The organism is uncultured Algibacter sp., from assembly GCF_947487605.1.
Lineage (GTDB): Bacteria > Bacteroidota > Bacteroidia > Flavobacteriales > Flavobacteriaceae > Algibacter_D.
The window spans coordinates 64,441-78,643 of record NZ_CANKXK010000010.1; the positions used below are offsets into that span (position 1 = coordinate 64,441).

A 14,203-nucleotide genomic window follows, 5' to 3' on the forward strand; every position below is an offset into this window, starting at 1 on the left:
TTTATCTGCAAAAGTCATTAAGATGATTTCTTAGTGACTTAATAATCACAATAACTTGTTGTTATAATTATTGGTTGCGAGAAAAACGATAGACGAATTAATTGCCTTTTGTGCAAGTGAAAACTTATCCAAAAGACAATTAAAAAGGTTTAATTCTTATGAACTTTACTATTGCAATTCGCAATACTTTCTAGAAAGTACATACCCTTACTTAAATGTGAAAGGTTCATCGAATGCACTCTATTGTTGTCCTTTTGAAGTGTTTTTGACATCTATTAGTTGTCTCAGTTGGTTGTATAGATTGTATTTTGATATGGGGTTTTTGTTATTTAGCGGAGCTGCTATATTTACTCAAAAATAATTCCCCGGCGCTCTGCGTCGGGGTTTCCATTGAAATTGTCATTCCCGTGAAATCGAAGATTCATGAATCCAATGATTTAAATATGAATTAATGAATAAAACGGGAATCTAAATATAAAATTTCGATTTTTGACCATTAAAGGTCAAAATGAAACGCGCGAAATACCTCTATGGCTCTGCCTCGGGGATAGTTCGTTTCAAGAAAATTTTTATTTGGTCTGTAAATTGGTTTGGATAAATATTTCAGGTTCTTGTTTTAAAGAAGAACAGAATGATATTAAAGTCTCTACAAAACTGAGAAACTAATAGGTCTAGACTTTATCTAATCTTAAGTGAGGTCGAAAGGCTCTTCTCTATAATACTTAACTAAAAATTAATAATCTATACAGTATAATTTCTGTAAGTGTTGTATTAACACTTCTTTTTTTGTATATTTGTTGCTGATTAGTAATTTATTGAAAAGTTTTGATTCATAAAAATAGTTTCCAATTGTTAAATAGCCTACTTATGTTAAACAAAAAACACATAATTTTAAGTACTTTATTACTTTTAGTGGCTTTTTTTAATGCTAAAGCTCAAGGACTACCAGAAAACCCAAATGTTGTTGTCATTCTTACTGATGACCAAGGTTATGCCGATTTTGGTTTTCATGATGACACAGAATTTCCTGCTTCGGCAGATGTACTTACGCCAAATTTAGATGCTTTAGCTACTGGAGGTATTTATTTTCGTAATGGTTACGCAGCAAATGCTACTTGCGGACCTTCTAGAGCTTCTTTATTAACAGGTCGTAGTTGTAGTCGATTTGGAATGGAAGGTAATGATAATTGGGCTAATGGAGATACGGGACCTTTAGATACAGAAATTTTTCTTCCTAAACTTCTTGAAAATACAGCTTATGTTTCTGGTGCTATAGGAAAATGGCATTTAGGAACAGCAAGTAATGATTTGCGTCCTATAGGAAGAGGCTTTAATTATTATTGGGGGAATGATGAATATACAACAGAACCTGAAGGTACTGCATTGGGGTATTACAAAGATTATAGAATGCAAAGAGCTGGTTTAGAGCTTCCTCCTTGCTGGGTGTCTCAAGGAGGAGCTCCTGCTGAGTTTGATATTCCAGATTACGGAAAATATTTAACAGATGCTGTAACTGATGAAGCGCGTTCTTTTATTAAAAGAAATAAAAACAACCCGTTTTTTGCTTATGTGGCTTATCATGCACCTCATAGCCCGTTTCAAGTAAAGGAAGCAACTATTCAGCGCATTGTAGCACATAAACCAAGTTTACAGACCGTTTATGATCGTTTGTTAACCTATACAGATATGTGGTCAGGTACAGGAGGTGAAAGATTGTTTGATCATAAAGAATACAGAAAAAATGAAATAGAAGCAGCAGGAAAGACCGTTGCAGAAGTTGAAGATAACCTTACTGAAGAATTAAGGTTGTTATATTTAGCCATGTTATTGAAAGTTGATGATGGTGTTGGTGACATTATGCAGACTTTAGAAGATGAAAATTTATTGGATAATACCCTTATTATTTATTTAAGTGATAATGGAGGTGCTTTAGAGAGACCTGTAGATTTTGGTTGTGTTAATTTACCTCTAAGAGATGGTAAAGGAAGTATTTATGACGGTGGTAATAGAGTCCCTTTTGTAATGAATTGGAAAAATGTTTTACCAGCAGGACAAGAATCTGATTTAATGGTGTCTGCCATGGATATATTTACAACTACAGCTGAACTGGCAGGAGTAGATTTGCCTTCTGACCGTGTTATTGATGGTGTAAATTTAATACCGTATTTAATAGGTGATAAACAAGGAGAAGTAGCACATGAGTACTTGTTTTTTAGAAGAACTAATGATAATATATATGCCATTAGAACTGGTGATGAAAAATTAGTAAGAAACATTAACGAGCAGTCTGGAAAAAACAGAGTACATACTATAGGTGGCGATTTATACGATATACAAAACGATATTACAGAGTTAAATCCTATTACAGATACTTCAAGAAAAGACGAATTACAAACACTTTATGATACCTATGTAAAGGATTTACCACCGCCAGTAACTTTTGATGAATCAAGTTCAAGTGAGTTATATATAGGTTTAACACTTTCAGCTGAAGATCCAAATAATCAAAAAACGATTAATTTATACCCTAATCCTGTTGCTTCTATTTTTAATATTACATTCTCAACAGCAAATCAATTTAAAGGAGACATAGAACTACATACTATTGAAGGGCGTTCTGTATATAAAAAATCACAAGTATTTACTGGAAGTAATATTGTGCCTTTTGATATTACCAATTTATCTTCTGCTGTGTATATATTAATTGTGAAAGGTGAAAACGGACAAATAGTGTACAAACAAAAACTGATAAAAAAATAAGATAATAGCAACTGGCATTGTTTTTGTTTTTAGATTTTAAAGAATGATATTCAATTATAAGGTAAATACAATTATGATAAGCAAGAAATTAAAAATTTTTGGTGGTTTTTTACTTTTATTAGCAATAGTGTCTTTTGCATGTGCAAGTAAAAAGGGAGAAAAATTAAAAAAAGAAGTTGCTACAGAAAACCCATCTAAGAAACGACCACCAAACGTAATTGTAATTTTAACAGACGATCAAGGTTATGCAGATTTTAGTTTTCATAATCCAAAGGAATTCCCAGCATCAGTAGAAGTATTAACGCCAAATCTTGAAAAATTAGCAAACGGAGGGGTGTTTTTTAAAAATGGTTATGTCGCAAATTCTACTTGCGGACCGTCTCGATCTTCACTTCTAACAGGGCGAAGCTCAAGTAGATTTCAAATGGAGGAGAATAATAATTGGAAAAATGGAGATACAGGACCTTTAAATACCGAAATATTCTTACCAAAAATTATTAAAGAAAAAGGCTATGTATCTGGAGCTTTTGGGAAATGGCATATGGGGGCTATTACCCCAGATTTAAGACCAATAGGTAGAGGCTTTGATTACTTTTGGGGAGATGATGATTATGCTAAGGAAGATGATATTTCTCATGGCTACTATAAAGATTTTAAAATGATGAAAAAAGGGCTAGATATTCCGCCTTGTTGGAAAAGTGGCGAGTATCCAATTCCAGCCTATGGTAAATATTTAACCGATGCAGTAACAGACGAAACTTTATCGTTTATAAAAAGAAATAAAGACAATCCATTTTTTGCTTATGTAGCTTACCATGCACCACATAGCCCGTTTACAGCTAAGGAAAAAACCATCAAACGTATTGTGGCACATCAACCCAAGTTTCAATCGGTTTATAATCGGTTAAAGACCAAAACGGATATGTGGATTAAAACAGGCAATGATAGAATGTTCGATCATAGAGCCTATAGAAAAGTGGATGATAATCCAAAAGCTAAAAAAGAATTAACAGAAGAATTACGATTAATATATTTAGCGATGCTTCTAAAAGTTGATGATGGGGTAGGCAAAATCATGGCACTTTTAGAGGATGAAAATTTACTAGAAAACACCCTTATTTATTATTTAAGTGATAACGGAGGTGCACTATCCAGACCTGTAGATTTTGGTTGTGTAAACCTGCCTTTGCGTTCAGGGAAAGGAAGTATTTACGATGGCGGAGTAAGAGTGCCTTATGTGATGCACTGGAAAGGCACATTGCCAGCAGGAGAAGTATCAGATTTAATGGTCTCTTCTATGGATATATTTACAACTACAGCCGAATTAGCAGGAGCTAAAGTGCCTGCTGATAGAGTTATTGATGGTGTAAATGTAATACCGTATTTAATTGGAGATAAAAAAGGAGAGGTAGCACATGACTATTTGTTTTTTAGAAGGCATAAGCGCAGTGTGTATTCTATAAGAGTTGGTGATGAAAAATTAGTTGGAAATACCAATATAAAAACAGGAAAAAACGGAAGGATAAATACAAACAAATATCCTCATGCTGAAGGGAGTTTATATGATATAGAACATGATATTACTGAGCTTAATGATATCTCATCCCAACGTCCAGATCGTAAAGCTCAAATACAAGACATCTATAATAAGAATGTAAAAGTACTACCATTGCCTAAGGCCTTTGGTGAATCAAAAAAAGAATAAGTAAACTATAAGTTTACCTACCAAGTTATCATTTAAATGATGATATATATTATTAACTAAAAACAAAGACAAATGAAAAGATTAGTATTAATGATTTTTGTGTTATTTCTTACAGTTACTGTAGGCGCACAAACAAAAAATGACAAAAAGGCTGTAGCAGAAATGACAGAAGTTTTATCTTTAACAGAAGATGAAGCAGCAAAAATTCTTGAATTTAAGAAAGAGGTTAGTGATGCTATAAAAAATGGTGCAGAAAGAAAAGAAGTAAGAGGAGTAGAAAGAAAGAAAACGAAAGATTTTTTAGGGAAAGCAAGGTTTCAAAAATGGATAGCATACGTAAAAGCGAAGAGAGCTAAAAAAGAATAGCCTAAAAATAGGTATAGATTAATTATGAAGCGTCTAAAATTTTTTAGACGTTTTTTTTGTGCATACTATTTGTATAACTGCTTGTAACTATAAGCTTTAAGTACAAAACAGTAGATAATCGATTTTTTTTAGCAGATAAACAGATTTAATTTATACGTATTTATATTTATTATATTTTCACAAGTGTAAATTTAACACTTATATGTTTCTCTCATTCTAAATTAACCACTGTAATAATTTAAGATAAACAAAATAGGTGTTAAAATAATTGCAATTACTAACTAAATTAAAGATTAAAATCATGAAAAAAAATTACGCTTTTTTAATACTACTTTTATCGGTAGTAAGTTTTACTGCTTTTGGGCAAATAACTCATATAACAAATGGAGCTGGTATTAATTGGAATACTACTGCTAATTGGGATGTAGGTACTGTGCCTGGTACTTCTGCTTCTGATATTCCACAATTATCACATAATATGACCCTTGATGTTGATGTTACGCTTAAATCTGTTGTGTTTAAAAATAGAACATTGTCTGGTTCCAATATCTTGACACTTGATGCTAAAAGTATTGAAAGCAACTCTGATGTATCAAATATGAGTGCTAATGGAACCGCAACTATTGAAGTACCTGTGATTATTAATAATACAGGAACCGATGGTACTAATGGAGGAAGATCAAAAATAAAAATTAGTGGAGGACCAGGGAGAACAATTACTTTTACCTCTAATTCTTCATTAACAGTAACTACAGTAAGCGAATTATCTTCTGGAAATGGTAATACTATAAATGTAAATTGCAATGTTTCAGGAGTTGAAACTTTACGTCTTTCTGGTGGTAGTGAAGGTACAGGTGTTGTTAGTTTTACTGGTGATAATACAGGTTTTAGCGGTTCTTTTCAAGTATTTTCTGGTAATATAGAAGCAAATAATACAGTACCTGGAGGTTTTTTATCAGAAACAGCGACTAGATATCAAGTGAGTGGTACTTCAACCTTATCATTAAATAACGCTGATATTATGAGAGCTAATTATAATATTTTTAATGATAATGTGCTTACAATAAACGTCAATGCCAATCAACCATCTATGGGTAATATTGGTTTTGCTTCTGGTGTCAGTGCTACTGCATCTACTAGCTATAATATAGTTCTTGGAGCTAGTGTTGCTGTTGGATTTGCAAATTCTTCAGCAAAAGAATGGGGAGCAGGAAAAGTTAATATTACAGGGTTTACAGCAAATTCAGTTAGATTTGGCACAAATGCTAATGGCTTAACACAAGCTCAATTAAATGCAATTTCAATAGATGGTATATTATATTCTGATAATAAATTAAGTACAGATGGTTACTTAATAAAAGGTAAAACATTATCAACAAAAAAACTAGATGCATTTAAGTTTACTATGTATCCTAATCCAGTAAAAAGCGAATTGGCTATTAATAGTAAAGAACCTTTATCGTCTGTAGCAGTATATAACCTGTTAGGAAAAAATGTTTTACAAGCAACTAATAATTTAGAGCGTATTAGTATGTCTAGTTTAAGTACTGGGATATATGTAGTAAAATTAGAAGCTAAAAATGGAGCGAGTGTAACAAAAAGAATTGTTAAACAGTAAGTAAAGTACGCTTTTCAATAATTTTTATTATTAAGACAAATAAAAGAACACCCAAATTGTTACAATTTGGGTGTTCTAATAATAGGCATATTGTAAAGTTTTTTGCAATTATATGAATGTTCATAAAATCACATTAGTTACAATAGTATTTCTTTTTTGGTTTCAAATTATTTGGACTCAAAGTGGTAGTGCAAAGTTATGTGCAAATGCAGAGCCTTTGTGTAGTTCAAGTGAGTTTTCTTATCCGAATACCTCTGGACTAAATGGAGGAGAACTTGGTCCAAATTATGGTTGCTTGGGTGGGGTGCTTAACCCTTCCTGGTTTTATTTTCAAATTGAGCAACCAGGTAGCATGACCTTACAGATAGAACAGAGCAGAACTTTAGGCGGGGGCGCAAATTTGGATGTGGATTATATTCTTTACGGGCCTTTCACCAATCCTGTTTCACCTTGTGTCTCAAATTTAACAGCAGCAAATAATGTAGATTGTAGTTATGCTAACGATGTGGTTGAATTTGCAAATATAGCAAGTACCAATGCAGGCGATTATTTTTTGCTGTTGATTACTAATATTTCAACAGAAACTGGCTTTATTACCGTAACACAAATTGCTGGTGCTGCAACTATAAATTGTAAATTATTAGACGCTCCTATCGTTTCAAGTAAAGTTGCTTGTCAAGGCGATGTACTTAATTTAGATGCCACTACAGCCAATGCCGTAAACTATGTGTGGTATCAAGACGATGGTAGTGGTACAAATACCGATGAGCTTATAGTGGGAGCTAATGGTGCCTCCTTAAATGTTACAGATACAAACGTTTATAAAGCAAAAGCTTTTGATGCCAATAATGTGTTTTTAGAAAGTTACGAATTCAATATTGAATTTTATGAAACACCAAATATACCAATAAGCATTAGTCCTTATGCTGTTTGTGATAATTTTGGTGATAACGATGGTATTTGCGAATTTAATTTTAATAGTAAAGATGTCGAAATATTAAATGGGCGAAACCCTTCAGATTTTTTAGTGACTTATTATAATGAAGCGTCTAAAGCTATTCATGGCAACCTAACCGAATCAATAAGCAGTACCTATATTAATAGTTTGCCTAAAGAACAGATTTGGGTAAGAGTTGAAAATATTTTAACAAACGATATGATCTGTTACGACGTTGGGTCATTTATCATACAAGGCAATCTTTTGCCCGAAGCAAATCTAGAATCTGATTACCTGTTGTGTTTAAATACGAATGGGACCGAAGAGGTCGTTACACCTCCCATTATAGATACAGGTTTAGATGTGGCTAATTTCAGTTTTATATGGAGGTTAAACGGAACAATTTTACCACTTGAAACTAGCAGTACATTAGTACCAGTAAGCGGTGGTGATTATAGTGTTGAGGTAACCAATAGAATAACAACTTGTACCAACATATTTAATAGAACAGTATATACAAGCGAACCACCTATGGTAAATGCTGAAGTGGTATCGTATGCGTTTATAGAAGATAATGTTGTTGAAGTTACAGCCACAGGCTTGGGGCCACAAGTATATACGTATCGTATAGATGAAGAACCTTGGCAAATGGATAATATTTTTAGAAATGTCCCTTTAGGCGAACATACTATTACGGTAAAAGATTTAGAAGGCTGTGGGCAAACTGAAAAAACTATTATGGTTATGGATTATCCCAAATATTTTACGCCAAATGGAGATGGGGATAATGAAACATGGAATATTGCAGGCATATCAAATCAGATGCAGGCTAGAATACTCATTTTTGATAGGTATGGTAAATTATTAAAACAGTTAAGTCCTAATGGCAAGGGGTGGGATGGAACCTTTAATGGTGTTTTAATGCCAACAAGCGATTATTGGTTTAATTTAGTTTATACCGAACCTAAAGACGGTAGTTTAAGAACCTTTAAAGCGCATTTCACACTTAAACGATAGATAAGTGGTTTTTGTTAATTGATTTTTATAATTTAAGTCAGGATAGATTTTATAATTTAAGATAAAAGTTATCCGTTAATTTAGCGTTGTATTTTTCTCCATCAAACATATAAAGAAAAGAGCCTTTGGTTGAAGAGCTCATATCTTTCTCGTTTAATTTGATAAGGATATCCATGCTGTTTATTTTATTTATAAAATTTCTTTTGTCAAGTGGCTTATCCAAAATAGCTTCATATAATTTTTGAAGCTGTAGCATCGTAAACTTTTCAGGTAATAAATTAAAACCAATAGGCACTATAGAGGTTCTTCTTCTTAATCTTTTAAGACCTTTGTCAAGCATTTTGTCGTGGTCAAAAATCAATTTAGGCACTTCAGCTATACTATGCCAACTAGCATTGTAATTTTCAATGAGCTCTTCATTATGCCTTTCAATATCTATTAAGGCATAATAAGAAACAGAAAGTGTACGCTCTACAGGGTCTCTATCTATTTCGCTGTAAGTGTAAAACTGTTCCATATATATATCGTGTACACCAGTAAGTGTATAAAGAATTCTTGAAGCAGCTTCATCAAGAGTTTCATTTACTTTTAAAAAGCCACCAATTAAAGACCATTTGCCTCTTTCGGGTTCAAAATCTCTTTTAATTAAAAGAATTTTTAAGCCTTCTTCATCAAATCCAAAAATAATACAGTCAATTGCAAGCATTACTTTGTCTTCTTTGGTGTAACTATTTAGCATAGAGGTTCTATTTAACGTTAGCATATAAATATATTAAAGTTTACGGAAGTACGGTAGTTTTTTGATATTTAACTTTTTAAATCGTACTTTTTGTTAAAAAAATTGTTGTTATAAAAAAAAATGATATCTTTACACGTGTAAATATAACACTTATTAATTTTATTCAAAATTTTTCTTTAAATATAGAATTGAAATTAATTAAAATAGCTTATTAAAATATAAAATTAAAAATCATGAAAAAAAATTACACATTTTTATTATTAATTATGTCTGTTGTGGGCTTTACTGCTTTTGGACAAGCTACTCGCACTTGGGATGGTGGAGGAGCTAATAACAATTGGAGTACAGCAGCTAACTGGAGTGATGATACTGTTCCAGTTGCTGGTGATACAGCAGTTTTAAATGCAGATGTAACAATGGATGTTGATGCTACTGTAGAGTTGCTTTCTGTTACAGCTAATACTACATTGTCAGGTTCTGGTACGTTAACTATTGATACTACAGGGAATGCTACAAATCATGCGTCAGGAATTTTAGTAACTGGAGCTGACTTAGTAATTAGTGCGCCTTTAGTTATTGTTAATACGGATGGGCAAAGAGTTAAAGTAGAAATAGCTAGTGGTGCAGCTGGTACCATTTCTTTCTCTGGAGCAGTAACTCATTCAAATGATGTAGATCATGGATCTGGAGATGATGCTTCAAGTAAAATTTCTTACTCTGGTTCTCTAACTACTGCGAATAATTTTCGTATTGGAGGTAATGTTGAGCTTGCTACTGGGTTTGATGGTTCTGCAGCAACGGATGATGTTCAATTATTTTCAGGTAAGTTAGATATTGCTGGTACCGATATTGTTCTTGCTGATTTAGGGTTTTCGGAATATGAAGGAAGAGCTAATAGTTCTGCAGTTTTAGAGTTTAATGTTGCAAATACTTTAGATACACCTATACGTGTTTTTGCTGGAAAAAACTTAACTCTTAATGTTAATACTAACCAAACGGCAAATACGAATACTCTTGATGTTCAAGGAAATCTTGTTATAGCAATTACAAATGGTTCAGATCTTTCTTTTTCAAATTCAAGCGGAAAAGATTGGACAGGAGGTACTGTTACTATTACAGGAGCAACTTATGATGGCTCTAAGGTTAGTAATGTTAAATTTGGTTCTAATGATACTGACTTAACTGTAGATCAGTTAGCTTTAATCTCAATGGATGGATACACGGGTACTACAATTAATGCAAGTGGTTTTTTAGTGCAAGGTAACACGCTTTCGGTTGATAAGTTTGTTAATGAAAGCGCAAAAAGAATATCTTATCCATCTTTCGTAGATGCTAATATTACATTTTCTAAAACTATACAAACTGTAAAACTAGTTAATATTTCTGGTCAACTTATTAGAGAAAAAAATAATGCATCAAGTTTAGACGTTTCAAGTTTAAAATCTGGATTATATTTCTTAGTACTTGATAATGCTAAAGTTGAGAAGTTTGTGAAGAAATAGAATTTTCTTTATTGAGAATACAAATTATTTCGTAAAAAAGCATAAATGCAACATGTCTATAGTTTTTAGAACATGTTGCATTTTTTTTGGTATTAAAAATATCAGAATGTTTGTTTTAAGTTATTTCGAATTTATTCCAGAATCTTACATTATAATAACATGTTTTGAGAATCTAAAACAAGTGTTGATGCCATTTGGTTTTTATAAACTGCGAACAAGTAAAAAATATTTTAAAACATGAGACAGATATTGCTTGTATTAGTTATAAAATTAATTATCAAATGATTATTTATTGTTAAATTTATATTTAGTCAACATATTATTTGCTTATTTAAAAAAAATTACCGTATTTTACAAGTGTTATATTTACACTTATCAATTAAATTCAAACTAAACTAAAAAAAATGACAATTAATCAATTATTTGATCATGTATTCATGGCACTTAAGAGAAAGCATTTGTTAGTGCTTTTAGCGTGCTTGCTAATGTCACTTAATTCAAGTGCACAAGAATCAAAAACTGTAACAGGAGTGGTTACCTCTGTAACAGATGGCATGCCATTGCCTGGAGTAAGTATTTTAATAAAAGGGACTAACAAGGGGACCGTTACTGGTTTTGATGGGGACTTCGTTTTAAAAGTATCCAATTCAGATATACTGGTGTTTTCTTATTTAGGCTATAAAGAGCAAGAGGTAACTGTTGGGAATAGCTCAACAATCAATATCATCTTACAAGAGGATTTAAACTCTTTAGAAGAAGTTGTGGTTGTTGGTTATGGTACTGTAAAAAAATCTGATTTAACGGGTTCTGTAGCTAGTATAAAGGCGGCAGATTTGGTGCAATCAAGGTCAACATCAGCTCTAGAGGCATTGCAAGGAAGAGTTGCTGGGGTGCAGGTAAAGTTGCAGTCTGGAGAACCTGGTGGAGCGGTTAATGTAAGTATTAGGGGTGTTAATTCAATTAATGGAGGGTCTACACCGCTTTATGTTATTGATGGTATTCAAATTGATGCCGATGAAAGTGATGTAGCAACTTCTACTATAAACAACTCTGGTTCATTTAATCCATTGTCAACATTAGATCCTAATGATATAGAAAGCATAGAGTTTTTAAAAGATGCTTCGGCAACAGCTATTTATGGATCTCGTGGTGCTAATGGTGTTATTATTGTAACAACAAAGAGCGGTAAGAGTGGTAAATTCTCTTTTACATTTAGGTCGTCATTAGGAGTTTCTAATGCGGCTAATGAGATGAACATGCTACGAGCTGAACAATATATAGAACACAGGTTAAGTATAGAGGGAGATACTTCAGATTATTTAAATGAAGATGGTTCTTTATTAGATGTATCAGGTTTAACAGAGTATGATTGGGAAGAAGAAGGATTAAGAACTGCGTTTACACAATCGCATGGTGTATCTATGTCTGGTGGTAATGAGACTACTACATTTTCAGCAAGTGCTGGTTATTATGATGAAGAAGGGCTTCTTATAAATAATGGTTTTGAGCGCCTTAATGGTAGAATGAAAGTAGGGCATAAGTTTTCAGATAGATTCAAAGCAGATTTTAATTTGTCTTCAACATATACCAAAACAACAGGTTTTACAGGTTCTGGAGGATATAGAGGGGTTATGAGAAGTTTATTAATAGCAAACCCTATTCCAGTGCCAAATTCTGATGTTCTTGATGATCAGTTAAATAATTCTCCATTAGATAGAATTTACGGTGTAGATAGAAATTCTACCTTATCTAGAAATTTAATGTCATTAGCATTAACTTATAATTTTACCGATAAATTTTCATATAAAATATTAGGAACCAGTAATACTTCTGAATCAAAAGGAGATGAGTTTCATGATCAAACAACGCAGATTGGGCGAGACTTTGGTAGTCGTGGTGTCTTAAGACAAGTTTCTACATCTGCTTTATCTGTAACAAATCAATTAAATTACAGTTTCAATATCAATAAAAACAACCGTTTTAAGTTGTTAGCTGCTGGTGAGTTAACTAAGAATGTTAGAGAAAACTTTCTGTTAGATGTTGGAGGGTTTCCTTTTGAAACTACTGGAATTAATGATATTTTTATTGCAAGTACAGTTTTAGAAAAGGGCACAAATCGTGATGTGAGAAATAGAATATCATATCTAGGGAGGTTAAACTATAATTATAAAGGAAAGTATTTCTTTACAGGGTCAATACGTAGAGATGGTTCTGATGCTTTAACCGAAAAAAATAGATTTGCAAACTTTCCATCTGCTGCATTAGCGTGGACGGTAAGTAAAGAAAATTTTTTAAAGAACTCTAACGTTATTAGTAACCTTAAGTTTAGAGGAGGTTATGGTGTAACAGGTAATGAGCGTATTGAAAGTGGTGTGTCTTTTTCAAGATTTGCAAACGTTATAATAGCGTTGGATAATGTTGAAACATTAGGATTAATTCCTGCTAGAGTTTCTAACCCAAATTTAGACTGGGAAATTACCAGTCAATATAATGTTGGTTTGGATTTAGGATTATTTAATGATAAAATAAATTTAACCATTGATGCCTATAAAAAAACAACAGACGATATGTTGTTAGATAGACCTTTATCCTCACAAACAGGTTATTTTTCTAGAATAGAAAATATTGGTAGCTTGGAAAATATAGGTATGGATTTATCTTTGTCAACCTATAACATTACTACCTCTAAATTTTCTTGGAAAACAGATATAACGGTATCTCACAATAAAAACGAAGTAACAAGTTTAGGTATTGATGGTAGTATTATTCCAGTAACAGTAGGACGCGCCATAATTCAGGATATAGGTAGAATAGAAGCTGGTCAGCCTATTGGTTCTATATACGGGTTTGAGTTTGATGGGGTCTATCAATTAGATGATTTTGTTAACGGGGAGTCTGGAGAATTAAAACCTGATGTAGTAACAGGCTTACAAGATGTAATAAACCCAGGAAGTTTAAAATTTAAAGATCAATTAACTGTAGATACAGATGGTGATGGTATACCAGATGCTGGAGATGGCGTTATTAATGATGATGATAAAACTTATATTGGTAATAGCAATCCAGATTTCTTTGGAGGGATCAACAATACATTTAAGTTTGGAAACTTCGATTTTAATTTCTTTTTAGAATGGCAATACGGAAATGAAATATTTAATCAATCAAGATATAATACAGAGGGGCAAAATTTATGGAACGTAAGACAAGATTTCTATAATAACAGATGGACACCAGATAATCCAACTAATGAATACCCTACCATAATACGTAATAATAGTACTTCAAATTATACATCTAGTTATTTTGTTGAAGATGGTTCGTACATTAGGTTAGCAAACGCTACTTTAGGATATAATCTACCTACTAAGGTTTTAAATAAAATAGGATTTCAAAGCGCAAGATTGTATGTAACGGGTACCAATTTAAAAGTATGGACAAAATATACTGGTTATGACCCTGATGTAAGTAGCAGTAATAGACTATTATCAGGTCTTGATAGAAGTTCTTACCCAAGAGCAAGAACATTTACATTAGGAATGAATGTGTCGTTTTAATAAAA

Annotated in this window: 8 protein-coding genes; 7 read left to right on the plus strand and 1 reads right to left on the minus strand. The window is 32.5% G+C overall.

Translation table 11 applies throughout. The annotated features are described in order from the left end of the window. The first annotated feature begins 867 nt into the window (after positions 1 to 867). The 5 genes from Q0739_RS11930 (at position 868) to Q0739_RS11950 (ending at position 8,403) form a co-directional block, all read left to right on the plus strand. Positions 868 to 2,760 (plus strand): sulfatase-like hydrolase/transferase, encoded by a 1,893-nt coding sequence (locus Q0739_RS11930; protein WP_298238966.1) that lies wholly within the window; start codon positions 868 to 870, stop codon positions 2,758 to 2,760. Positions 2,761 to 2,833: 73 nt separating this feature from the next. Then, positions 2,834 to 4,465 carry a sulfatase-like hydrolase/transferase gene (locus Q0739_RS11935; protein WP_298238967.1) on the plus strand — a complete coding sequence of 544 codons (1,632 nt, stop codon included), beginning with the start codon at positions 2,834 to 2,836 and terminating at the stop codon, positions 4,463 to 4,465. A gap of 72 nt (positions 4,466 to 4,537) precedes the next feature. Beyond that, entirely contained in the window at positions 4,538 to 4,831 is a 294-nt protein-coding gene (locus Q0739_RS11940) for a hypothetical protein (RefSeq protein WP_298238968.1), read from the plus strand. A 301-nt stretch (positions 4,832 to 5,132) separates the two neighbouring features. Beyond that, positions 5,133 to 6,449: a T9SS type A sorting domain-containing protein gene (locus Q0739_RS11945; RefSeq protein WP_298238969.1), complete on the plus strand. Its 1,317-nt coding sequence runs from the start codon at positions 5,133 to 5,135 to the stop codon at positions 6,447 to 6,449. 112 nt (positions 6,450 to 6,561) lie between these two features. Continuing rightward, positions 6,562 to 8,403 (plus strand): T9SS type B sorting domain-containing protein, encoded by a 1,842-nt coding sequence (locus Q0739_RS11950; RefSeq protein ID WP_298238970.1) that lies wholly within the window; start codon positions 6,562 to 6,564, stop codon positions 8,401 to 8,403. Between the two features lie 49 nt (positions 8,404 to 8,452). On the opposite strand, the gene Q0739_RS11955 is transcribed toward Q0739_RS11950, so the two are convergent. After that, on the minus strand, positions 8,453 to 9,142 hold the full coding sequence (locus Q0739_RS11955) for an NUDIX domain-containing protein (RefSeq protein ID WP_298238971.1): 690 nt from the start codon (positions 9,140 to 9,142) through the stop codon (positions 8,453 to 8,455). A gap of 233 nt (positions 9,143 to 9,375) precedes the next feature. Between Q0739_RS11955 and Q0739_RS11960 the strand changes: the two genes are divergently transcribed. Together Q0739_RS11960 and Q0739_RS11965 are read left to right on the plus strand one after the other, a co-directional pair. Continuing rightward, positions 9,376 to 10,644 carry a T9SS type A sorting domain-containing protein gene (locus Q0739_RS11960; protein WP_298238972.1) on the plus strand — a complete coding sequence of 423 codons (1,269 nt, stop codon included), beginning with the start codon at positions 9,376 to 9,378 and terminating at the stop codon, positions 10,642 to 10,644. Positions 10,645 to 11,048: 404 nt separating this feature from the next. After that, a complete protein-coding gene (locus Q0739_RS11965; protein ID WP_298238973.1) occupies positions 11,049 to 14,198 on the plus strand; it encodes a TonB-dependent receptor in 3,150 nt (1,049 codons plus the stop codon). Positions 14,199 to 14,203: the final 5 nt, after the last annotated feature.

Bases quoted from the DNA above. Each gene is read 5' to 3' on its own strand.
- Q0739_RS11930 (WP_298238966.1), top strand. From the start codon at position 868: ATGTTAAACAAAAAACACATAATTTTAAGTACTTTATTACTTTTAGTG.
- Q0739_RS11935 (WP_298238967.1), top strand. From the start codon at position 2,834: ATGATAAGCAAGAAATTAAAAATTTTTGGTGGTTTTTTACTTTTATTA.
- Q0739_RS11940 (WP_298238968.1), top strand. From the start codon at position 4,538: ATGAAAAGATTAGTATTAATGATTTTTGTGTTATTTCTTACAGTTACT.
- Q0739_RS11945 (WP_298238969.1), top strand. From the start codon at position 5,133: ATGAAAAAAAATTACGCTTTTTTAATACTACTTTTATCGGTAGTAAGT.
- Q0739_RS11950 (WP_298238970.1), top strand. From the start codon at position 6,562: ATGAATGTTCATAAAATCACATTAGTTACAATAGTATTTCTTTTTTGG.
- Q0739_RS11955 (WP_298238971.1), bottom strand. From the start codon at position 9,142: ATGCTAAATAGTTACACCAAAGAAGACAAAGTAATGCTTGCAATTGAC.
- Q0739_RS11960 (WP_298238972.1), top strand. From the start codon at position 9,376: ATGAAAAAAAATTACACATTTTTATTATTAATTATGTCTGTTGTGGGC.
- Q0739_RS11965 (WP_298238973.1), top strand. From the start codon at position 11,049: ATGACAATTAATCAATTATTTGATCATGTATTCATGGCACTTAAGAGA.